The 22,347-nt window shown below is 57.4% G+C and carries 24 protein-coding genes; 7 read left to right on the top strand and 17 right to left on the bottom strand.

Going from position 1 to position 22,347, the window contains the following annotated elements; all coding sequences use genetic code 11:
* Nucleotides 1–117: 117 nt before the first annotated feature.
* From zapD to CAP48_RS06675, 4 genes are all read right to left on the bottom strand, one after another.
* A complete protein-coding gene (gene zapD / locus CAP48_RS06690) occupies nucleotides 118–873 on the bottom strand; it encodes a cell division protein ZapD (protein WP_100696676.1) in 756 nt (251 codons plus the stop codon).
* 136 nt (nucleotides 874–1,009) lie between these two features.
* Nucleotides 1,010–1,630 carry a dephospho-CoA kinase gene (gene coaE, locus CAP48_RS06685; RefSeq protein WP_242444353.1) on the bottom strand — a complete coding sequence of 207 codons (621 nt, stop codon included), beginning with the start codon at nucleotides 1,628–1,630 and terminating at the stop codon, nucleotides 1,010–1,012.
* 58 nt (nucleotides 1,631–1,688) lie between these two features.
* A complete protein-coding gene (locus CAP48_RS06680; protein WP_161495211.1) occupies nucleotides 1,689–2,357 on the bottom strand; it encodes an A24 family peptidase in 669 nt (222 codons plus the stop codon).
* A complete protein-coding gene (locus tag CAP48_RS06675; RefSeq protein ID WP_100695224.1) occupies nucleotides 2,350–2,898 on the bottom strand; it encodes a hypothetical protein in 549 nt (182 codons plus the stop codon). Before CAP48_RS06675 ends, CAP48_RS06680 begins: the two co-directional genes overlap by 8 nt.
* Here CAP48_RS06675 and CAP48_RS06670 point away from each other — a divergent pair.
* The gene (locus CAP48_RS06670; RefSeq protein ID WP_100695223.1) at nucleotides 2,897–3,544 is read left to right on the top strand and encodes a hypothetical protein; all 648 of its coding nucleotides are present in this window, start codon (nucleotides 2,897–2,899) and stop codon (nucleotides 3,542–3,544) included. The two genes, CAP48_RS06675 and CAP48_RS06670, sit on opposite strands and share 2 nt — an antisense overlap.
* Before the next feature lie 57 nt (nucleotides 3,545–3,601).
* On the opposite strand, the gene CAP48_RS06665 is transcribed toward CAP48_RS06670, so the two are convergent.
* The 7 genes from CAP48_RS06665 to CAP48_RS06635 form a co-directional block, all read right to left on the bottom strand.
* The gene (locus tag CAP48_RS06665) at nucleotides 3,602–3,859 is read right to left on the bottom strand and encodes a response regulator transcription factor (RefSeq protein ID WP_242444352.1); all 258 of its coding nucleotides are present in this window, start codon (nucleotides 3,857–3,859) and stop codon (nucleotides 3,602–3,604) included.
* Between the two features lie 81 nt (nucleotides 3,860–3,940).
* On the bottom strand, nucleotides 3,941–4,795 hold the full coding sequence (gene panC, locus CAP48_RS06660; RefSeq protein ID WP_100695222.1) for a pantoate--beta-alanine ligase: 855 nt from the start codon (nucleotides 4,793–4,795) through the stop codon (nucleotides 3,941–3,943).
* Between the two features lie 18 nt (nucleotides 4,796–4,813).
* Complete coding sequence (locus CAP48_RS06655) at nucleotides 4,814–5,686, bottom strand: ScpA family protein (protein WP_100695221.1); 873 nt, start codon at nucleotides 5,684–5,686, stop codon at nucleotides 4,814–4,816.
* Between the two features lie 8 nt (nucleotides 5,687–5,694).
* Nucleotides 5,695–5,886: a DUF3460 family protein gene (locus tag CAP48_RS06650; protein ID WP_100695220.1), complete on the bottom strand. Its 192-nt coding sequence runs from the start codon at nucleotides 5,884–5,886 to the stop codon at nucleotides 5,695–5,697.
* A gap of 94 nt (nucleotides 5,887–5,980) precedes the next feature.
* On the bottom strand, nucleotides 5,981–6,721 hold the full coding sequence (locus tag CAP48_RS06645) for an amino acid ABC transporter ATP-binding protein (protein ID WP_100695219.1): 741 nt from the start codon (nucleotides 6,719–6,721) through the stop codon (nucleotides 5,981–5,983).
* Between the two features lie 21 nt (nucleotides 6,722–6,742).
* A complete protein-coding gene (locus CAP48_RS06640; RefSeq protein WP_100696672.1) occupies nucleotides 6,743–7,852 on the bottom strand; it encodes an amino acid ABC transporter permease in 1,110 nt (369 codons plus the stop codon).
* A gap of 2 nt (nucleotides 7,853–7,854) precedes the next feature.
* A complete protein-coding gene (locus tag CAP48_RS06635) occupies nucleotides 7,855–9,027 on the bottom strand; it encodes an amino acid ABC transporter permease (protein WP_100695218.1) in 1,173 nt (390 codons plus the stop codon).
* Nucleotides 9,028–9,379: 352 nt separating this feature from the next.
* Here CAP48_RS06635 and CAP48_RS06625 point away from each other — a divergent pair, with 352 nt between their 5' ends.
* From CAP48_RS06625 to mutY, 3 genes are read left to right on the top strand one after another with little or no spacing between them, the layout of a single operon-like run.
* Complete coding sequence (locus tag CAP48_RS06625) at nucleotides 9,380–10,048, top strand: cell division ATP-binding protein FtsE (RefSeq protein WP_100695216.1); 669 nt, start codon at nucleotides 9,380–9,382, stop codon at nucleotides 10,046–10,048.
* Nucleotides 10,045–10,953: an ABC transporter permease gene (locus CAP48_RS06620; protein WP_100695215.1), complete on the top strand. Its 909-nt coding sequence runs from the start codon at nucleotides 10,045–10,047 to the stop codon at nucleotides 10,951–10,953. Before CAP48_RS06625 ends, CAP48_RS06620 begins: the two co-directional genes overlap by 4 nt.
* Nucleotides 10,954–10,956: 3 nt before the next feature.
* Entirely contained in the window at nucleotides 10,957–12,063 is a 1,107-nt protein-coding gene (gene mutY / locus CAP48_RS06615) for an A/G-specific adenine glycosylase (protein WP_100695214.1), read from the top strand.
* Between the two features lie 61 nt (nucleotides 12,064–12,124).
* Here mutY and rodA read toward each other — a convergent pair whose 3' ends face one another.
* The 5 genes from rodA to CAP48_RS06590 form a co-directional block, all read right to left on the bottom strand.
* On the bottom strand, nucleotides 12,125–13,279 hold the full coding sequence (gene rodA / locus CAP48_RS06610; protein WP_100696670.1) for a rod shape-determining protein RodA: 1,155 nt from the start codon (nucleotides 13,277–13,279) through the stop codon (nucleotides 12,125–12,127).
* On the bottom strand, nucleotides 13,272–15,347 hold the full coding sequence (gene mrdA, locus CAP48_RS06605; RefSeq protein WP_100695213.1) for a penicillin-binding protein 2: 2,076 nt from the start codon (nucleotides 15,345–15,347) through the stop codon (nucleotides 13,272–13,274). Before mrdA ends, rodA begins: the two co-directional genes overlap by 8 nt.
* A gap of 13 nt (nucleotides 15,348–15,360) precedes the next feature.
* Nucleotides 15,361–15,897 (bottom strand): rod shape-determining protein MreD, encoded by a 537-nt coding sequence (gene mreD / locus CAP48_RS06600; protein ID WP_100695212.1) that lies wholly within the window; start codon nucleotides 15,895–15,897, stop codon nucleotides 15,361–15,363.
* 1 nt (nucleotide 15,898) lies between these two features.
* Complete coding sequence (gene mreC / locus CAP48_RS06595) at nucleotides 15,899–16,810, bottom strand: rod shape-determining protein MreC (RefSeq protein WP_100695211.1); 912 nt, start codon at nucleotides 16,808–16,810, stop codon at nucleotides 15,899–15,901.
* 86 nt (nucleotides 16,811–16,896) lie between these two features.
* Nucleotides 16,897–17,940, bottom strand: coding sequence for a rod shape-determining protein (locus CAP48_RS06590; RefSeq protein ID WP_100695210.1), 1,044 nt, complete (start codon nucleotides 17,938–17,940; stop codon nucleotides 16,897–16,899).
* Nucleotides 17,941–18,164: 224 nt separating this feature from the next.
* Between CAP48_RS06590 and gatC the strand changes: the two genes are divergently transcribed.
* From gatC to gatB, 3 genes are read left to right on the top strand one after another with little or no spacing between them, the layout of a single operon-like run.
* Nucleotides 18,165–18,473 (top strand): Asp-tRNA(Asn)/Glu-tRNA(Gln) amidotransferase subunit GatC, encoded by a 309-nt coding sequence (gene gatC / locus CAP48_RS06585; protein WP_100695209.1) that lies wholly within the window; start codon nucleotides 18,165–18,167, stop codon nucleotides 18,471–18,473.
* Nucleotides 18,474–18,475: 2 nt separating this feature from the next.
* Nucleotides 18,476–19,996: an Asp-tRNA(Asn)/Glu-tRNA(Gln) amidotransferase subunit GatA gene (gene gatA, locus CAP48_RS06580; RefSeq protein WP_100695208.1), complete on the top strand. Its 1,521-nt coding sequence runs from the start codon at nucleotides 18,476–18,478 to the stop codon at nucleotides 19,994–19,996.
* A complete protein-coding gene (gatB, locus tag CAP48_RS06575) occupies nucleotides 19,993–21,447 on the top strand; it encodes an Asp-tRNA(Asn)/Glu-tRNA(Gln) amidotransferase subunit GatB (RefSeq protein ID WP_100695207.1) in 1,455 nt (484 codons plus the stop codon). The genes gatA and gatB overlap by 4 nt, the downstream gene beginning before the upstream one ends.
* Nucleotides 21,448–21,657: 210 nt before the next feature.
* Here the strand turns inward: gatB and pyrE are convergent, their stop codons facing one another.
* Nucleotides 21,658–22,329 (bottom strand): orotate phosphoribosyltransferase, encoded by a 672-nt coding sequence (pyrE, locus tag CAP48_RS06570; RefSeq protein WP_100695206.1) that lies wholly within the window; start codon nucleotides 22,327–22,329, stop codon nucleotides 21,658–21,660.
* Nucleotides 22,330–22,347: the final 18 nt, after the last annotated feature.

The raw sequence follows: 22,347 nt of genomic DNA, 5'->3' as shown, positions 1-22,347 counted from the left end.
TTTTACCTATTTACCTGGACAGGGCATCCCTTTTGCCAGCACCTGTAATAAATCGCAACAGCACAGTTGTAACAGGAAGCGGTTTGCCTATCGCACAAGCGAGCACCGCAGTCGCGTTCAGACGTTGCAGAACGACATTTTGAATGCCGTTGGCGTTGTAATCAGTTGCGTTTTGTATTGATTGTCCAATTCGGAAAACCGGACCCAGACCACATATTTATTCGCACTGATTTCCGGATAAACCAGCCGCTCGCCCGAGACCCAGACACGAACCATCTGATAAATTTTGCCGCCAAGCATTTCTTGAAACACGCCCCCTTCCTGGGTGCTGGCATCTATCGGGCTGCCTGATTCGCGCAACATTTTAAGCACAACACTGACGCCATCGAAAAGCGGCATGAAAGGTTCCACCCATTGCGTGATCGCGCGCTGGCGATTCTCTTCAGCCGACAGTTGCCAGGCGTGGTAGGACGGGATATCAATCTGCGACGTACCGCCTGGCACCGCAAACCGGTTCTTCAGGCTCATGAGCCATTCGTTTTCGCGTGCCGCCTGGCCGATTCGGCCCTTGCCCATCAGGGCGCCCGAGACGCGATTCAAATCGGCAATGGCCGAGTCCAGCGCGTTCAGGTCGATATTCGGATAGTGGCGATAGTTTTCCAGGTTGGCCTTCTGTCGGTCAATATCCTGCAAAATACCCGAACGCACTTCCGCACGGTCGCACGTATCCATAATTTCAAACAGAAGGGACAAGGCCACATGCTGATGCATCGGACTGGTACCACTGATAAAAGCGAACAATCGCTTAAACAGGTACTCAAGCCGCATCAGGGATCGGATACGCTCGTTGATGGGATATTCGTATAAAACCAATTGACTGACCCTTTTATTTTTTGATACCACATTGCACAGGCGCTTCTCACCTGCTTACTCGTGCCATAGCGCTGGCGGCGACGGGCCTACACTGCAGCCCGGGGGCCAGTGATAATGACGCGGTTTCACCGCCCTGCTATTGTGACTTCTGCTGCCCGATCAACCGTAACCAGTTCTCGTGCACCTGCTGTACCCGGTCTTCCAGCATCACAAATGAAATACCGATACCGTTGAATATCACGTCATCGGCGGCAGCCAGCCGTTGTTGGCGCGATGCCTGCGTACTCATGATTTCGGTTACAGCCTGCACCGAAAGACCACTGCGCGCCTGTACGCGCGCCACCTGCTCGGTTTCTTCACAGTCTACCACACAGATCCTGTCCATGATCGGACGGTATCTGGCCAGCGATTCGACCAGCAACGGGATGTCGTATATCAGGTAAAGGCCTTTGGCCGTCGCTGCTGCCGACTGCATCGCCTGCCCGATAAGCGGATGTAATATATGCTCGAGCCGCCTGCGTTTTTCTGCATCCTGGAAAACCTGCTCGCGCATATAGCTGCGATCCATTGCGCCGTCCACGTCGATTGCACGGGCTCCAAACGCATCGGCGATGGCCGGGATGGCGAGCCCGCCGGGTTCGGTCAGCGAGCGCGACAGCGCATCAGCGTCAATAACGCTGGCTCCGCGCGCGCTCAACAGCCGCGCTACGGTCGATTTGCCCGAGCCAATGCCCCCCGTCAGTCCAATCTTGTACAACCCTGGCTCCTGTGAAAAACAAGGCCGGGCGTGCAACGCCTGGCCTGATGATACGATGTCACCCTGTCTCGCCTGGATTGAGCCGCTGCAGGACATGCACGACAAGCGCACCCAGCGCCAGACAGGGGCCGAAAGCGATTGTCCGCAGGCGGACACCGGTTACACATCGTATGACTAGAATGTACACCAGTCCTGCAAAACAGGCCACAAATAACAGAAGCGGCAACATTTTGTAAGAAAACCAGAGGGCAAGGACGGCGATCAGTTTGAGATCCCCTGCGGCCATTCCCGTTATCCCGGTCCAGCGCGTCTGCACTGCGACACAAAGCAGCGCCAGAGTTATTGCGCCAGCAAACGCAGCAAGCGCAAAGCGCGGCGCCGGCATCTGCGGCATACCCACTGCCAGGGCCGCCAGCCCAACGCCCAGCAGCAGCATCAGAAGATAGTCGGGCAGCAATCGCATCTGCAAATCGGTCAGCGTCAACAATGCCAACAGGTAAAAGAAAATCATCCATTGCAGCGGTTCGTTATGAGCGAACAGGTAAAAGAAACCCGGCACGGCGAGTCCCGATAGCAGCAGGCGGATGCGCGCAAAGGTCCGCTCATTGGCCACAATGCACTGGGCAACCGCAGCGCGGCCATAGCGCCAGCGCAAAGCAGCGCATAACAGCGCGTAGACCGGCCACAGGCTGATTGCCAGAAGAAGACTGAGCAGAATATCAGTCATTCCGTTTCTCGTCATGCCTGGCACCTCCTGGCGCAGCGGCGTAAAACGCAGAGGAATGCCAGCGGCTGAGCTTGACGAAACAGGGCGCTGCGGCAATGTTGTCGCTACTGGCCTCGCGAGGCAGACCGATAGCGGCGGTGCCTTGTTGGGGCCGAGCGTAGGCAATGTCAACGCAAACCGTCAGGAGCCGCCCTGCCCCTTCGGAAACCCGATGGCCTGATCGGTGTCGGTTCCGTCTAGGGATCTGGATATCACCGTGGTAATATGCCGCTAGTTCAATGCCAAGTGATGACCGGCAAGCCGCCGGGGCTAACGCGAAACACACAATGGTCCATTGTGATCTGATCCGGCAACGGCTGGTTCGTATCCACGCACGTTGTTGCTGCATGCGATCGGTCTTGGGGCTGGCCAGGCCGGCTTGCCCCGGGCTTTTTCGGCAATGCAAACCGGTTTTCGCCACCCCCGGCTTGCCCGTGCCTGATGTCCTGGCGTCACCTGGAATCCGGGCTTGTGTCCTGTTTAATAGGAAAAAATCTTTCATGCGTTCTGTTCAATTTCGTTATGTGCCAACACTGCTGTCGGCCGCCCTGCTGATCATCGCGACCGGCTGCAGCAGCCCTTCACAACAAGCGGTTACGCCGCCAGCAGCTGCCGGCGACACCGCTGCAAAAACCCGTGATGCAACGCCCATGCCGGCTCATAACGGTGGCGGGCAGATTCAGATTCCATTTGGCACCTCGGAACCCACTGAGGCCGAGCTGCGCGCCCAGCGCCAGCGGCAGTCCACAACCCAGGGCCTGATCCCGGAAGGCAGAACCTATCTGGGTTCCATTCCCTGCGAGACAGCCGCATGTAGGGTCCAGCGCGTCACCCTGACACTGCTGCCTGACGGACGCTGGCGCCGGGTAGCGCAGCCCCTGGTTCCGGCGGGCTCTGCCCATACCGACACGGGCTGCTGGAGACCGGAGCCGGGAGCCAGGCCATTGATTCACCTGTTGCCGGCCAGAAGTACCGGCACAACGGCTGCCAGCGTGGGCGTGCTGCGCATGGAAAACCCGGCAGTGCTCAGTGTGCAAACGGTGGGCGCCAATGCAGTGACGCAACGATATACGCTCAACATACAGGCCGATACTGAGTCAACCCGCGCCTTGCAGAACGACACCGCGTTTTTCTGCCCGGCGCAATAAAGGCCGGGGCGTAGCGATCCCGTACAGTCACGCCCCTGGCGTCACTGCCTGCGGGGTTCAGATCTGATGGTTGTCGGAGATATGCGGATTCAGGCGCGTAAATACCTGGCGGGCAAGTTCTGTCGCATTGCGCACATTCATCTTGCGAAAAATCCGGGCGCGGTGCGCCTCTATGGTGCGTTGTGACACGCCTAGCTCGGCGGCAGCGACCTTATTCGGCAATCCGCGCGTGACGAAAAAGAAAACCTCTTTTTCACGCGGTGTCAGGCACTGTATCAGTGAATCGAGCCCAGACATGTTTTCCCCTGTTCCCATAGTGATTCCTCATATTGCTGGTATAGAGGGGACAGATTATAGAGAGCATGCCGGGGCGTAAAAACTGTCAGGCCTGACAGTTTATGGTTGATGCGCGAATTCCAGATTATCAATCAGGCGGGTGGCTCCAAGCTTGGCTGCGGCCAATACCACCAGCGGCTCGTTGGCGACAATCTCCTGCTGCGTTGGCGGGTTCAAATCATGCTGGCGACGCACCGAGACATAATCTACCTGCCAGCCCCGGTCGCTCAGCGTCTTGCTGCCAAAAGCCTCCAGAGACTCGACCGAGACATCGCCTGCCTGCAGCTTGCTGCGAATCGCCTGCAGAGTCTGATACAGAATCGGCGCCTCCTGGCGCTCTTTGTCCGACAGAAATCGATTTCGCGACGATAAGGCTAGTCCGCTTTCCTCACGCACCGTTTCATGAGCATAAATGGTAATCGGCAACTGAAACTGTCGGCACATTTTGCGCACAATCATCAACTGTTGATAGTCTTTTTTACCGAATACGGCGACCTTGGGCTGCACACAGGAGAACAGCTTGAGCACGACGGTTGACACGCCGGTAAAGAAGCCCGGACGAAACTCGCCTTCCAGGATATTACCCAGGCCGTCCGGCGGTTCAATCTTGAAGCTTTGCGGCTCCGGATACATTTCCTTGACGGCAGGCGCAAACAGGACATAGACATCGCGCCGCTCTTCCAGCTTGCGTACGTCCTCTTCCAGGGTACGGGGATATTTATCAAAGTCTTCGTTCGGGCCGAACTGCAAGGGATTGACAAAAATACTGGCCACGACAGGATCGCCATGCTGGCGGGCCATTTTCATCAGCGCCAGGTGCCCTTCGTGAAGATTTCCCATGGTAGGAACAAAAGAGGCGCGCAACTGACCGCGCATCTGATCCCTGAGCTCTTCAATGGTATGTACAACTTTCAATCTTGTTCCTTTGACGGGTCAGGCCACTGCCTGACTGCTGTATGAGAGGCGGATATAAATAGGGGCGTAGGGTTCTGCCTGGGTGATTTCCAGCAGCGTTTCCCGCGCCAGTTCCAGCATGGCCAGGAAGTGGACAACCACGACTGCCGCCGGATCACCCTCTTGCACGCGTTCGAGGAACAGGTCGCGGAACTCCATGAACCGCACGTCGGACAAGCGGCGCAGAATATGCGTCATATGGTCTCGCACTGACAGCTGTTCGCGGGTGATATGGTGATGGGCGTTCAGCTTGGCCCGCTTCATGATGTCCAGCCAGGCCAGGCGCAAATCTTCGGCATTTACCTCGGGCAGCGCTCGCTCTGTCTTGAGATCCATGAAGGCGCGCGCGCGCTCAAAGTCCCGCCCCAGTTGGGGTAACTCATTGAGCTTTTGGGCGGCCAGCTTCATCTGCTCATATTCCAGCAGGCGGCGGACCAGCTCGGCGCGTGGGTCCTCTACCTCTTCACCGGTATCGGATTTTTTGACGGGGAGCAGCATGCGCGACTTGATTTCAATCAATAGCGCCGCCATGAGCAGGTATTCGCCGGCCAGTTCCAGATTGTGCTCGCGTATCTGGTCGACATAATTCAGATACTGACGGGTCACTTCCGACATGGGAATGTCAAGCACATTGAAATTTTGCTTGCGGATCAGGTACAGCAACAGGTCCAGCGGTCCCTCGAATGCTTCCAGAAAAACCTCCAGCGCATCTGGCGGGATATACAGATCCTGGGGGATATCAAATAGCGGCTCGCCGTATAGGCGAGCGAGCGCGACCGAATCGATGGTGTCGGGTGTGGAATCCACGTCAGGAGAGACCAGCGCACTGAGCTGGTCGGCAGGTACCGTCATCCGGGGCTTCAGCTATTGTTCGAATAGACGTAGGGCTTCTGGGGCACTTTGGCCTTTTTAAACCCATCAAGCAGGTCGCTATCCAGTGTTTTATCCCACAGGAGTCCGCGGCCCTGCCGCTGCCGCTCTTCGGTATCAGGGTGTTCTTCCTTATACCGCTTGATGAACTTGGTGATATCGGATTCGAAATTTTCTGCCATAATTTTGTAACCGTTGGTGTAATAGGCCGTAAACGGCTGCCTGATAATGCCGCCATTTTACACTGGAATGCGCCCCGGCAACCCGGCTGTGGCCCTAGTGCAGAATCTGGTCCAGGAAATGACGGGTGCGCTCGTGCCGGGGATGATCAAAGAACGCGTCAGGCGTGTTCTGTTCCACAATGCTGCCCTGGTCCATGAACACGACGCGATCGGCCACCTTGCGGGCAAAGCCCATTTCGTGGGTCACGCAAAGCATGGTCACGCCCGATTCCTCGGCAAGATTGACCATGACGTCCAGCACTTCTTTGACCATCTCGGGATCCAGCGCAGAGGTTGGCTCATCAAACAGCAGGACCTTGGGATTCATGCACAGCGAGCGTGCGATGGCAACCCGTTGCTGCTGCCCGCCCGAGAGCTGGCCGGGGAACTTATTGGCCTGGTCCGGTATGCGCACCCGCTCCAGATACTGCATGGCGCTGGCCCGGGCCTGCTGCTGCGATTGCTTCAGGACCCAGATGGGCCCCAATGTCAGGTTCTCAAGCACGGTCAGATGCGGGAATAGGTTGAAGTGCTGAAATACCATGCCCACATTCTTGCGAACCTGTTCGATTTTTTTCAGATTGTCAGTCAGCTCGGTCCCGTCAACAATAATCGTTCCTTCCTGATGGTTCTCCAGGGCATTGATGCAGCGGATCAGCGTGGATTTGCCTGAGCCCGACGGGCCGCAGATCACAATGCGTTCGCCCGCAGCCACGTCCAGATTGATATCCCTCAGGACATGGAACTGGCCGTACCACTTGTTTACATTTTCCATACGGATGATAGGTTCTGACACTAGTTACTCCGGGGCTGGCGGCTAACGCGAATATCCCGTATCCAGCTGCGTTTCGAGCCGTTTTGAATAGCGGGACATGGCAAAGCAAAATAGAAAATAAATCAGGGAAATGAACAGATAGGCTTCAATACTGAAACCGCGCCATATCGGGTCCGACAACGATGCCTTGGCCGATAGCGTCAGGTCGTAAATACCGATAACCACGACCAGCGACGTATCCTTGAATAAGGCAATGAAAATGCTCACCAGCGGCGGGATTACAATCCTGAGCGCCTGCGGCAATACAATCTTGCGCATCGTCTGCCAATAGTTCAATCCGATAGACTGTGCCCCTTCGATCTGTCCCTGGGCAATGGCCTGCAAGCCGCCACGCACCGTCTCAGCAACATAGGCAGACGCAAACATGATAATGGCAATTTGCGCGCGCAGCAGCTTGTCAAAAGACATTCCCTCTGGCAGAAACAGGGGCAACATGACAGATGACATAAACAGCAGGCTGATCAGCGGCACGCCGCGGATGATCTCGATATAACCCACACACAGCGCCTTGATGACGGGCATATCGGAACGACGGCCCAGGGCCAGAATTACCCCAACTGGAAATGCGAACGCAATGCCGAAAGTCGACAGAATCAATGTGAGCGGAAGACCGCCCCAGCGGGTGTTTTCAACATAGCTCAGCCCGGCAAATCCGCCCCACATCAGGCAGGCAACCACGGCCAGTCCCACCGCCCAGATTACAAACAGCCATGCGTTCCAGAAGCGGCGCATGGCGCTACACACAATCACGCCAAGCAGCACCAGCGTGGCCAGCAAGGGACGCCATTGTTCCTCAAAGGGATAAGTGCCAAACAGGATAAGGCGATGCTTTTCCCGGATGAAAGCCCAGCAGGCGCCGCCAGGTCCGGCGCGGCATTCCTGGGCATTGCTCGCGGTGAAATTGGCGCCGAGCAATGCCCATTCCAGCAGCGGCGGCAAGCCCATCAGCAGCAGCCAGGCAATCAATACAGTAATCAGTATATTGAGCGGCGAGGAAAAAAGGCGCGCCCGCAGCCAGCCGATGACGCCGCGCTTGCCCTTGGGAGGCGGCAATGCAGCGGCAATGCCGGGTTCGTGAATCGGTGCATCCATGATCATCGCTCCACCAGGGCAATGCGCCGGTTGTACCAGTTCATGAACACGGAAATAGACAGGCTGACTGTGAGATACGCCGCCATGACAATAAGAATGCCTTCAATGGCCTGCCCTGTCTGATTCAGCGTCGTATTGATGACAGAGACAATATCCGGATAGCCGATAGCCACGGCCAGCGAACTGTTTTTCATCAGATTCAAATAAGTGCTGGTCAGCGGTGGAATCATAATCCGCAACGCCTGCGGCAGTATCACCAGCCGTAACGCACGCCGGCGACCCAGCCCCACCGAGCCGGCCGCCTCCCATTGGCCGTCGGGCACGGCCTGGATCCCGGATCGTACAATTTCGGCCACAAACGCCGATGTATAGATCACCAGTCCGCAAAGCAGCGCGGTCAGCTCTGGGGAAATACTGGCGCCCCCGGCAAAATTAAAACCTTTGAGCTCGGGCAGGCTGAAAGCCAGTTGCGCGCCACCGGCAAAGAAACCGGCTACAGGCAACACAATAAAAAACCCAAGGCAGATCGGCCACAGTGGTGTCTGTATCCCGGTTCGAATGTGCCGGGCGCGCAAATACCGCCCCACGGCCACAGTAGTAAGCAAGGCGAGGGCCACGCCCGCCAGGATCCATGTCAGGCTATCGCCCTGAGCCAACGGAAAACGCAATCCCCTGTTGGATAAAAACACGCCTGGCACCGGATGCATGGCCTGGCGCGGACCGGGCAAGGCCTCCACAATCAGCGCATACCAGAAGAAAAGCTGGATCAACAGGGGAATATTGCGTAGCACCTCAACATACACGGCGGCCAGTTTGGCGATCAGCCAGTTCTTTGACAGTCGCGCAACGCCGACCACCACGCCAACAATGGTGGCCAGAACAATGCCGGCAACAGAGACGTAAAGGGTATTGAGCAGTCCCACCAGAATGGCGCGTCTGTATGTGTCGGTTGGCGAATAGTCGATCAGCGACTCGCCGATGGCAAAACCGGCTTCGCTGCCAAGAAAAGCGAAGCCGCTGCGAATATTGCGCGTTTCCAGATTATGCAGCGTATTGGAGACCAAGTACCAGACGCCCCCAGCCACCAGGCCGAGCACGATAATCTGATAGATAATCGAGCGAAATGTCGGGTCGTTCCAGGAAAAGGCCAGGCCTTGGTTTTTGTGTTTCTTCATGCGTTACAGTGTCAAGTGGCACCGGCAATCGCCGGCCCCGGGCGCCGCGATCAGGTGCGAATCAAAGATTGAAACCACATCGTACCTGTTTTTGACGTTCAACGAACCGGCGTGGCATAAAGAATGCCACCGTTGTGCCAGGTATTGTTCAGGCCACGCTCCAGTCGTTCCCATTGACAACCCGTTATTTGGCGCAGATAACGGCGGCGTATGATAATGGGCGCCTTGCCGTTTTGTCTTGCGGTATCCTAGAGTATCCATTCACGCATTGACAATCGTAAATACCCTAAGGGGCTTGCAATTACTCTAAAATGCGCATTAACAGAACCGAATTTTGAGTAACCGGATCCACATGATTCAATTCCAGCATGTCTTCAAATCCTACGGGCAGGGCGCGAATATCCTGGCTGACATCAACTTCAGCATCGCGCCGGGCGAATTCGTTTTCGTCTCCGGCCCGTCGGGTGCCGGCAAATCGACGCTTCTGAAGCTGATCGGCGGCCTGGAGGCGCCGACACGCGGATCCGTCATCGTCAAGGGTCAGCGCATGGACCAGATTGGCAACCGGGCTCGACCTTACTTGCGGCGCGCCGTAGGCGTCATACTACAGAATATGCATCTGCTTTATGACCGCAGCGCCTTCGAAAATGTCATGCTGCCACTGGCCGTCATCGGCCTGAGTTCAGACAAGGCGGCCGCCCGTGCGCGCGCAGCCATTGAAAAAGTGGGCTTATCGGGCAAGGAAAAACTCAATCCGATCGCCCTGTCAGGCGGCGAGCAGCAGCGTCTGGCGATTGCCCGCGCTATTGTGAACAAACCGGCCATTCTGATCGCCGACGAGCCGACAGCCAATCTGGATCAGGCCAGCGCACAGAAAATCCTGGAAGTGTTCCGTGACTTCAATCGCGTTGGCGTAACCACGCTGATTGCCTCGCACGACCTGGAGCTGCTGCGCCGCCACGCCAACCGCACCCTGCTTATCGAACCAGGCCGGTTCAAGGATCTGGGAACACACGCATGAAAAGCTGGATAAGACATCATTTTTACGCCATGCACATCGCAATCCGGCGACTGCTTGCGACGCCATTTTCCTCGCTGACCAATATTGCCGTTATCGCCCTTGTTCTGGCGCTGCCGCTGCTGGCCAGTTCCATTCTCGTCTCCATGGAGCCAGTGGCTCGCAATGTCTCGGTCAATCCGGCCATCACCCTCTTTATGAAATCAGAGGCGCCGCTGGCCGAAACGCGTGACCTGGCTGAGCAGTTGCAGCAAGGGCACCAAGCTTATATCGAGAAACTGGAAGTCATCGACAAGAACGATGCTCTGGCCGGACTGCGCGCCTCGGAATCCTGGTCCAATGCCCTGAAGGTACTGCCCCAAAACCCGCTACCCAACTCTATTGTCGTGACGATCAAGGCCACGGGCGATCAGGCCGGCAAAGCCCAGGAACTGGCGCAATCATGGAGTGAGCTGGACAATGTCGATACCGTGCAATTCGATAGCGCCTGGGTCCAGAAGCTGGATGCAATCCTGTCTTTTACCCGTGGCGTGCTGTTGCTGCTGGCCATTGGCGTTGCCGTCGTTGTTGTCGGTACTGTCTTTAATACCGTTCGCATGCAAGCGCTGGTGCAGCGCGAGGAAATCGCCGTGGCGCGCCTGGTGGGTGCGACCGAGTCATTCGTGCGACGCCCTTTTCTGTATCTTGGCGCGCTCACCGGTATGGCTGCGGGCGTACTGTCTCTTTTGCTGACCACATTCGGCCTGGGCTCGCTCAACGGCGCCATCGCCCGGCTCTCCCAAAGCTATGGCACAGATTTTGTCGTTCGCCTGCCCGATGTCACATGGCTTGTTACCGCTATTGTGCTGGTAATGATTGTGGCCGCGCTGGCCGCCCAATGGTCCATGACCCGGCATTCGCGTTTCTGATTCATGTCATTTGCCGGTACCGTCATTCAATGGCAGCGTGAACGCGGCAGGCACGGCCTGCCATGGCAAGGTAGCCGTGATCCCTATCGGGTCTGGCTGTCCGAGATCATGCTGCAGCAGACGCAAGTGGCCACGGTCATCCCCTACTATGTCCGTTTCCTGTCCCGCTTTCCAACACTGAAATCGCTGGCCGAGGCCAGCCAGGAAGAGGTCATGCCCTATTGGGCAGGCCTTGGCTACTACGCCCGGGCCCGCAACCTGCACCGTTGCGCCAAAGTCGTTCTAGACGACTGGCACGGCCTGTTTCCGGAAAACGCGAACGATATCGCCAGCCTGCCCGGCATTGGCCCTTCCACGGCAAACGCAATTGCCGCTTTTTGCTATAACGCCCGCCAGCCGATCCTGGATGGTAATGTCAAGCGTGTCTTTTGCCGCTATTATGCGATCGAAGGCGATACGCAGAAAAAGGCGGTTGAAAACCGGCTGTGGGATGTCGCATGGCAGCATCTGGAAGGCGCGACCGACAATATCGATATGGCTGCGTACACGCAGGGACTAATGGATCTGGGTGCGACCGTATGCACTCGCGGCAAGCCTGCCTGCGGAGTATGTCCGCTGGCCGATGAGTGCGTGGCGCGGATCGAAGGCCGCCAGGCGCAGCTGCCGACGGCTCGCCTGCGCAAGAGCGTCCCGCAACGCCAGGTTTGCGTCCTCATCCTGGAGCATGAGGACCGGATCCTGATGTATCGCCGCGCAGATAAAGGAATTTGGGGAGGGCTGCTTACCCTGCCGGAATTTGCCGACCGCCAGGCCTGTTCCTCCTATGTGCAGCACTCGCTCGGAGAGTCTGTAACGGCCATGCCGCTGGCGGCGTTCGAGCATGTATTCACCCATTTTCGGCTGCATATTGAACCAATGCTGGTACACGCGAAGGCCATGCCTGCGCTGATGCCCGCCGCAGGCGATAGTACCGATCATACCAGCCGCTGGCAATGGGTAGAACTGGGTGCGCTAGCAGAATCGGCACTGCCTGCCCCCTTGAAAACACTGCTCACCGGCTATTTTGATGCGGAGACTGGTGTGGCAAGCGATACGCCCCGCCTGTTCTGATTGGAAACGCAGGCGAGGAAAGCTGGAGTATTGGCGAGCTGCTATACCGGTCGCCCGCCCTTTATTCGTCTGCCGTATCGGACTTGCGCGTGGGCACGTAATTGGAAATACTCATCAACAGCCCGCAGGCGCAGCCCAGCGTGACCAGCGCTGTCCCGCCGTAACTCATGAAGGGCAGCGGCACACCGACGACGGGCAATATGCCGATGACCATGCCGATATTGACGAAAACATACATGAACAACATCATGGTCATGGCGCCCGCCAGCAAACGCCCGAACTGGGTGCGGGCACGGATCGTGATCAGGAATCCGCGCAACAGCAATAAGGTGTACAGCAGCAACAGCATTACGCCACCATACAATCCAAACTCTTCAGCAAAGACGGCAAAAATGAAATCGGTGGTTCGCTCCGGGATAAAGTCCAGATGCGTTTGGGTACCCTGCATATACCCTTTGCCATACAATCCGCCCGAGCCAATAGCGATCATGCCCTGGATGGTATGAAATCCCTTGCCCAGCGGATCGCTGCCGGGATCAAGCAATGTGCACACCCGATATTTCTGGTAGTCATGCAACACGACCCAGTCCAGTTCCGGGCTGCACAGCACCGGTTCATAATAAAGCACCAGCGCGATGGTTACCACGCCCAGCACGAACACGGGCGTGATCAGTTTAAATGACAGGCCGGCAAAATAAATAATGAAAAAGCCCGTGCCAAGCACCAACAAAGCGGTACCCAGGTCAGGTTGCCAGATGATGAGCATAAACGGCAACAGCAGCAGCACCCCGGCCACCAGAAAATCCAGCACCCGCAATTGAGACCGGTGCTTGTCAAAGTACCAGGCAAGTATCACCGGCACAATGATTTTGGCCATTTCAGACGGTTGTATCACTGTAATACCGATATTGAGCCATCGCGTCGCCCCCTTACTGGTAATACCGAACATCAGAACGGCCACCAGCGTCGACACCCCGACGACATAAAGCGGAATGGCGAACTTCATGATTTTTGACGGTGGAATCACCGCCACAAGCCACATGACAAAAAAAGCCACTAGAAAATTACGTCCCTGGCTCGCAAACCGCCAGTCGGTTCCGCCGACGGCCGAGTGCATGACGATTGTTCCCAGGATGCAGAAGATCGCCAGAATCAGCAGCAGCGGCCAGTCAAAGGCGCGAAAGGCACGCAGGATCCAGCCCATTAGTCTATTCATTGCGCTGCCTCTGGCCAGAACCATTACGTCCGTTGCTGTTGCCATTTCCAACAGGCGCCAGGATATCGGGCAGGTGCTCCGGCACCTTGTCTTCCGGATTGGCAGGCACATTTTGCGGCACCATCACATCGGGCGACGTATCTTCGGGCGGCTCATCACTGTCAAGCTCCAGAACCGGAACCGAATTGACCTGCGCCGATCGCGTGGGCGACAGCCAGTAATCAAACACCTTGCGCGCCACGGGCGCGGCAATGCTGGCGCCCCAGCCGCCGTTTTCCACAATCAGCGCCACGGCTATTTTCGGATCATTTGCCGGCGCGAAGCCCATATACAGCGCGTGATCCCACAAGCTGCGCTTCAAGGTACGCGAATTGTACTTCGACCCCTTCAAACTGAATACCTGGGCAGTCCCGGTCTTGCCAGCCGACTCATAGGCGGCGCCAGCAAAGCTGCGTTTGGCCGTGCCCCGCTTGGTCACGTCAACCAGGGCGTCCTTGACCAGCCGGATCGACGACTGACTGACCTCTATCTGATAATCGGGCTGCTTGACCGTTGGCGTGCGTGTTTTGCTGACTGTGTTCTCCATTTCACTGACCAGATGCGGGCGAATATATTTACCATCAGCCGCCAGCGTAGACGTTGCCTGAGCCAGTTGCATAATCGTGAACGAATTGTACCCCTGCCCCACCGTAACGGATATCGTCTCGCCAGGGATCCAGCGCTGCTGGCGCGGGTCCTTGAAGGCCTTTTTTTTCCATTCTCGTGAAGGCAAGATGCCGATTTTCTCATAATTGAGATCAATCCCGGTCTTGCGCCCGAAGCCGAACATCAGGGAAAAATCATGCAGTGCGTCTACGCCGATAAGCGGACCCAGGCTGAAGAAATAGGTATCGGAAGACACCACCAGCGCCCGATGCATATTGGTCGGCCCATAGACCGCGCCGCCCGCATTGCGAAAACGCTGATTGCCGTATTCAAAATAACCGGGATCGGGAATACGGGCATTCGGATCACGTACGCCAAGCTTGAGCGCCGCCAGCGCGACAAACGGCTTGTAAGTCGACCCAATGGGAAACGTGCCCGAAACTGGACGATCAATCAGCGGATGATCGGTCGAGTCGGCCAGCCGGCGCCAATTCTCGACATCAATACCATCAATAAACAAGTTCGGATCATAGGAAGGGGCTGACACATAGGCCAGGACCTGCCCGTTGCGCGGATCAATAGCAACCAGGGCGCCGCGCTCAGGCTCGCCTTCCTTGACAAATCCCTTGTTGTACAGGTCCTCGACCATCTTCTGCAGACCAATATCAATGGACAGGTGCAATGTGTCGCCCGGTATGGGATCGATGCGCTTTAGCACCTGCACCGGTTTTCCCGAAGCGGCCACTTCAACCTCTTCCCAGCCCGTCTTGCCATGAAGCACCGCTTCATAACTGGCTTCAATGCCTTTTTTGCCGATCACATCGGTGCCGCGATAATTGCCTTCTATGCCGTCCTGCTCCAGACGTTCCTGGTCTTTCTCCGATATCCGGCCGACATAACCCACGACATGAGCCGCCGACTCGCCCTGCGGATATTCGCGCACCCAGCGAGCGCGCAGATTGACATCAGGAAAGCGAAAGGAATGGGCGGCAAAAACAGCGGCCTCGTCGTCGCTCAGGTTGCCGCGCAGCATAACCGAAGCATAGCGGGTGGTCTGGCCCATGCGTCGCTTGAAGCGCCGGATATCCAGAGGGGTCAGGGGAATCACCGTGCTGATCTGGCTGATCAGCTCGTCCATATTCTTGATCTGGGCCGGCACGATTTCAAGCGTGTAGTCGCGATAGCTGCGCGCAAGCACCTGCCCGTTGCGATCGACAATATCGCCACGCCGCGGCGCGATAGGCACCAGTGCAATACGGTTGCGGTCAGCGCGTTCGGATAGCCCCTGGTACCGCTCTACCTGTAGAACCCAAAGCCGGTTAACCAACAAGCCGAAACAACCCAGTACAAACAGCAGCGCGATCAGCACGCGAAGCCGGATTTTCTTTTTTTGTATGGTAGAGCGCTTGCGGAATTCGAACATAGCCCGTTTCCCGTCAGTTCAGCGTTTCGTTATCGTCTACCGGTCGCAGCGGCAGCTTCAGGATCAGATCGGCAACCACCCACATCACGCCCGTGATCAGTCCGGAAAGCAGCCAGGTCCAGCCCCCCCAGGCGCCCTGCAACCAGGCATTGAGCAGGTGCGCGGGAAACGGTGCCAGAAAAAACACCGGCAGCATTTGCAGCATCTGGCTGATAAACCCAAACTGCACCACCCTGCGCCTGAACACCAGCGCCCCGAAAATCACCAGCACATAGCTTAGCGCGTGCTCGCCCATAATATTGGCATCGTGCACGTCCATCAGCAGGCCGAAAATCAATGCGCTAGTCAGGCCGACGCCACGCACCTGTTGCACGCACCAGAAGGCCAACACCAGAATCAGAATATCGGGCGCGCCAACCCATTCACGCCACGGAAGCAGCGAGGCCAGCCAGCACAGCAAAATGGTGATCCAGGCGTATATCGGGCTCGAACCATAGAAATAATTGGTTCGTTGCAGTGGCTCGAGCGAGGTCAGGCTGCGTTTGGCCATATCAGTTCACCCGGCGCGATACAGCACGGTTACGTGCAGAAGCGTCGGACAGTGAAGCCGGAATGGCCGGCAGGTTGTCTGTCGGCACCAGCAGCACCAGGAAATGGCGGTAGCGCTCGGGATGCGCCGACGGAACGACGCGCGCACGCATGAATCCTTCGGCCGAGTTATCATCAACGGCGGCAATTTTGCCGACTGACAAGCCTTGCGGGTAGATACCACCGATACCGCTGGTCACCAGATCATCGTCCGGGCGAATATCGGCGCCCAGGCCAAGATAGCGTACGTCTAGCCGCCCCGTCTGCCCTGAGCCGAATGCAATTACCCGCAGTCCGTTGCGCAACACCATGACCGGGACCGATATTTTATTGTCGGTAATCAGGGTCGCTTCAGAGGTCATGGGTGTCACGCGACGAATCTGGCCCACAACCCCACCCTCATCAATCACCGGCATGCCCGGGCGAATGCCATCGTTGCTGCCTTTGGTCAGCACCAGCGTTTGATTCAGCGGATCAATGGAAGTGTACAGAATCTCAACGGCGACCGAAGGTGTCTGCACCGTCGTTTTAACGGCCAGCAGGCGCCGCAGCTGTGCGTTTTCTGCAGCCATCTGGGCCGCGTGCGTCGACAGTTGGGCCAGCTCGATACGCTGGCGCTGCACAGCCGCGCTTTCCTGCTTGGCTATCGTGATTGCATTGGACCAGTCGTACACCTGCGTGACCGCATCGCGCGGCCACATGGCGGTTTTCTGGAAGGGATAAAGCATCACGGACACCACTTTGCGCACCGGTTCGAGATAGTGAGTCTGCGAATCGGCGATCATCAGGCCCACGCAAAAGACAGCCAGAAAGAACAGTCTGACCTCTGCAGCCGGCCCGTGAGTGAAAAAACGTAATGATCTATTTCGCTGCATAGGGCAACCGTAAGCGGGAACGGAAGGATCAGGAAGACAACAGCACAAAAGCATGCAACGCGGCGCGCTGCATCCGTCACACGTATTTAGTCGTCAATAAAAATCTGGCCGAGTTTGTCGATATGTTCCAGCGCTTCGCCGCAGCCGCGCACAACGCAGGTAAGCGGATCATCAGCGACCACGACCGGAATACCGGTTTCTTCTTGAAGCAGGCGATCCAGATCCTTGAGCAGCGCGCCGCCACCGGTCAGGGCGATGCCCTTGTCGGTAATGTCGGCGCCCAGTTCCGGCGGCGTCTGTTCCAGCGCGATTTTCACCGCCGAGACAATCTGGTTGAGCGGTTCGGTAAGCGCTTCCAGGATCTCGTTGGAAGAGACAGTAAAGCTGCGTGGCACGCCTTCGGAAAGATTGCGACCCTTGACCTCCATTTCGCGCACCTCGGTGCCGGGAAATGCAGATCCGATGTTTTTCTTGATGGCCTCGGCTGTCGGCTCGCCGATCAGCATGCCGTAGTTGCGGCGGATGTAATTCATGATGGCTTCATCGAATTTGTCGCCACCTACACGCACAGAACCCTTGTATACCATGCCGCCCAGAGAAATAACGGCCACTTCAGTCGTGCCACCGCCGATATCGACAACCATGGAGCCGCTGGCATCGGACACATTCAGGCCGGCGCCAATGGCTGCCGCCATGGGCTCTTCAACCAGAAATATCTGCCGCGCGCCCGCACCTTGCGCCGACTCGCGAATCACCCGGCGCTCAACCTGCGTAGAGCCGCAAGGAACGCACACAATAATACGCGGACTCATGGTAAACAGACTTCGCGGATGTACGATACGGATGAACTGCCGCAACATCTGTTCGGTCACGGAATAATCGGCGATCACACCGTCTTTCATGGGCCGGATGGCCTCGATATTGCCGGGCACGCGGCCCAGCATCTGCTTGGCGGCATGGCCGACGGCCTGAATGATCTGACGACCGTTGGAGCCGCCCTCGGTACGAATGGCAACGACCGATGGCTCATCAAGCACAATGCCTTTGCCGCGAACATAGATCAGGGTGTTGGCCGTACCCAGGTCAATGGCCATATCAGTGGATAAGAAACTTCTTAGAAATCCGAACATAATCGCTCAGTTTAAAAATAGGGTCAGAGGAAGGTTTTGCGGAGCGCAAAAGGGCTCAACACACGGGTTTGAACGAGTGAACACGTAATCATAACGTATAATTACTTTTCCTTCGCGTGATTTATTGTTTTTGCAGACTGTTTTTCCCAAACCACTGCCGTCAGCCAGGCAACTTTCACGCGACGCATCCGGCGACTCAATTAATTTCTGAAAAACAAGCGTTTATGGCCCTTACCGAAAACGACGTGAACCGCATTGCCCGTCTCTCCCGGCTCGAACTGGACCCGGCAGAACAGACCCAGGCCCTTACCGATCTGAACAGCATTCTTGATCTTATTGAAAGGCTTCAGGCAGTAGACACCCAAGGTGTCGAACCGCTGGCCCATCCGCTATCGGCCATTCAGGACATCGCCCTGCGCCTGCGTGAAGATGCCGTCACCGAAACTCCCTCTGAGACCACCCGTTCCCGCCTCATGGCAAACGCCCCGGCCCAGGAAGACGGCCTGTTTCTAGTCCCCAAAGTAATCGAGTAACCATGACCGATATTTCCAGTTTCAGTCTTTCCGGACTGCGCCAGGCGCTGGACGGCAAGCAGGTCAGTGCCGTCGAACTTGCCGAAGCCGCACTCAATCGCGCCGGCCAGCACGCCAGCCTCAATGCCTTTTTACACATTGACCCCGAGCTGACGCTCGCGCAGGCGCGTGTCGCAGACGAGCGCATTGCGCGCGGCGATGTACACGCCCTGACCGGCATCCCAATCGCCCACAAAGACGTATTTGTTACGCGCCAATGGCGCACCACGGCAGGCAGCCTGATGCTCAAGGATTACGTCAGCCCGTTCGATGCCACCGTGGTCACACAACTGGCCGAAGCGGGCGCGGTCAATATCGGCAAACTCAATTGCGATGAATTTGCCATGGGCTCCGGCAACGAAAACTCGGCTTTCGGCGTATGTCGCAATCCATGGGATCCGCAGGCAGTGCCGGGCGGCTCATCGGGCGGATCGGCCGCAGCGATCGCCGCCGGCATCGTACCCATTGCCACTGGCACCGATACCGGTGGTTCGGTGCGCCAGCCCGCTGCACTTTGCGGTGTCAGCGGTATCAAGCCCACCTATGGCACCGTGTCGCGGTTCGGCATGGTTGCCTTTGGCTCCAGCCTGGACCAGGCCGGACCCCTGGCCCGCAACGCCAAAGACCTGGTCACCGTACTGGATACCATCAGTGGATTCGACCCCATGGACTCGACCAGCCTGCAGGATTGCCTGGGCACGCCCAATGTCGTCGGCCGTGTGCAGCAGGCCTTCGACAAGGCCAGCGCCGGTTACCGCGAAGGTGGCGCCCGGCCGCTGCAGGGATTGCGTATTGGTGTGCCACGCGAGTATTTCGGCGCCGGCCTCAATAGCGAGGTCGCCGCTGCCGTCGAAGCCGCACTGGTCGAACTCGAAAAGCTCGGCGCCTTGCGGGTAGACATTTCGCTGCCGAATACCGAGCTGGCCATCCCGGCCTATTACGTGATTGCACCGGCCGAAGCCTCCAGCAACCTGTCGCGCTATGATGGCGTTCGCTATGGTCACCGCGCCACGGCCTATCGCAACATTGACGAAATGATCAGCCGCTCGCGTGCAGAGGGCTTTGGCGCCGAAGTGCAGCGACGCATCCTTATCGGCTCGTACGTACTGTCTCAGGGCTACTACGATGCCTACTATTTGCAAGCGCAACGTATCCGCCGACTGATTGTTGATGATTTCCACAAGGCGCTCGACGGCCAGTGCGATATTATCGTGGGGCCTGTCACGCCTGATGTCGCCAAAAATATTGGCGACAACAACGAAGACCCGACAGCCGACTGGCTGGCCGATATCTACACGCTGGGCGTCAGCCTGGCCGGCCTGCCGGCCATGTCAGTTCCTTGCGGTTTTGGCCGCAACGGCACCCGCCCTGTCGGACTACATCTCATTGGCAACTATTTTGACGAAGGCCGACTGCTGGCCGTGGCCGACTGCTTCCAACAGCACACCGACTGGCACACACGTACACCGGATATCCAATCATGAAATGGGAAATCGTTATCGGACTGGAAACCCATACCCAGTTATCTACCCAATCCAAAATTTTCTCGGGCAGCAGCACGGCTTTCGGTGCCGCACCCAACACACAGGCCAACTGCATCGATCTGGCCCTGCCCGGCAGCCTGCCGGTGATGAATCGCGGTGCGGTCGATCGCGCCATCCGCTTCGGCCTGGCCGTGGGCGGCACCATTTCGCCACGCTCGATCTTCGCGCGCAAAAACTATTTTTATCCCGACCTGCCGAAAAACTATCAAATTACCCAATTTGAAATTCCAGTCGTCGTAGGCGGAAAAATCCGCTTTTTTGTCGGAAATGAAGAAAAAACCGTGAACCTGACGCGCGCGCATCTTGAGGAAGATGCCGGCAAGTCGCTGCACGACACCTTCAAGGGCCCGCAGGGCGAGCCGGCCACCGGCATTGACCTGAATCGCACCGGCACCCCGCTGCTGGAGATCGTCACCGAGCCCGAAATGCGCTCTGCTGCCGAAGCGGTCGAATATGCGCGTACTCTGCACGGCCTGGTCGTCTGGCTGGGTATATGCGACGGCAATATGCAGGAAGGCTCATTCCGTTGCGACGCCAACGTCTCGGTGCGCCCTGTCGGACAAAAGGAATTTGGCACCCGCACCGAAATCAAAAACGTCAATTCCTTCCGTTTTCTGGAGCGCGCCATATTATTTGAGGCCCGCAGGCAGATCGAGGTTCTGGAAGACGGCGGCACCATCATCCAGGAGACCCGCCTGTACGACGATGTGAACGATGAAACGCGCAGTATGCGCACCAAGGAAGACGCGCACGACTACCGTTACTTTCCTGATCCGGACCTGCCGCCGCTGATTATCAGCAGCCAATGGGTTGAACAGGTGCGCGCCGACATGCCCGAGTTGCCAGTATTGCGACGCGAGCGCTACGAAACCGAACTGGGCCTGCCCGCTTACGACGCGGCGCAACTGACGGTCACACGCGGCGTCTCCGACTTTTTCGAAGCGACCATGGCGTGTCTGCCTGCCCAGCATGCCAAGCTGGCATCGAACTGGATCATGGGCGAGCTGACCGCCTCGCTAAACCGCGAAGAGCGCGAGATTGCAGACAGCCCGGTCACCGCACAAGGACTGGCCCAGCTGGTCCAGCGTATTGCCGACGGCACCCTGTCCAATAAAACCGGGCGCGAAGTATTTGCTGCCATGTGGGCCGGCGAACATGACCGCAATGTCGACGCCATCATCGACGCGCGCGGACTCAAACAGATCAGCGACACCGGCGCCATTGGTGCACTGGTCGACGAGGTTCTTGCGGCGCATCCGGCAATCGTTGAAGAATACCGTGCAGGCAAACAAAAAGCCTTCAACTCACTGGTCGGTCAGGTAATGAAGGCCGGCAAGGGCAAGGTCAATCCGGCCCAGGTCAACCAGTTGCTCAAGGAAAAGCTGGGCTAAGCGTTTCAAGGCAGGCTGCAGCAGGGTCCTGGCAAAGGCATTGCGGGGTGTTCGACTGTGCCACGGTTGACTGTGGCATGTTCGACCGTGCCGTGCGTGACTGCGTCGCGTTTGACTGCCGCTCATTTGGCTGCGGCGTGCTTGTCCGCGACCGGTCTTGCAAAGACCACCGACAAATATGCGCCGCGCGCTTATCCCTGCATGCCGTATTTATTGCTGAATGCCGTATTTAATCCGGTAAGCCGCCACGTCCGCCTGGTATTGCGCGAACGTCGCATCTTCATTGAGCAATTGCATGATGTCATCGAGCGACGCGATACTGATGACCGGCATACCGTACTTTTGTTGTACATCCTGTACTGCAGAATGCGCCGACAACGCATCATCGGCGCCGGCGCGCTCCATCCGGTCAAGCGCGATCAGCACGGCCGCCGGCACAGCGCCTGCCGCACGAATAATATCAACCGATTCGCGTACCGAAGTGCCGGCCGTAATCACATCATCAATAATCACAACACGACCCTGCAACGGCGCCCCAACCAGTGTGCCACCCTCCCCGTGCGCTTTGGCTTCCTTGCGGTTAAACGCAAATGGCACATCAGCCGCTTGCGGGCCTTGGCCGGCCAGGGCAATGGCTGTGGTGGCCGCCAGAGGTATCCCTTTATAGGCGGGACCAAACAGCATATCGAAGCCGACACCGGAATCGCGCAGCGCCTGCGCATAGAACCGGCCGAGTTCGCCCACCGATCGGCCGGTATTGAACAGGCCGGCATTGAAAAAATAGGGGCTGAGACGGCCGGATTTGACTTTGAACTGACCGAAGCGCAGAACGCCTTCCTGCGAGGCAAATCGGACAAAATCAAGGCGGTTCTGAGAAGACATAGTGTTCCTGCTGAAATT

This window comes from Advenella sp. S44 (assembly GCF_002810445.1).
Taxonomy (GTDB): Bacteria; Pseudomonadota; Gammaproteobacteria; order Burkholderiales; family Burkholderiaceae_B; genus Advenella.
This window is presented reverse-complemented; position numbering and strand designations above follow the sequence as displayed.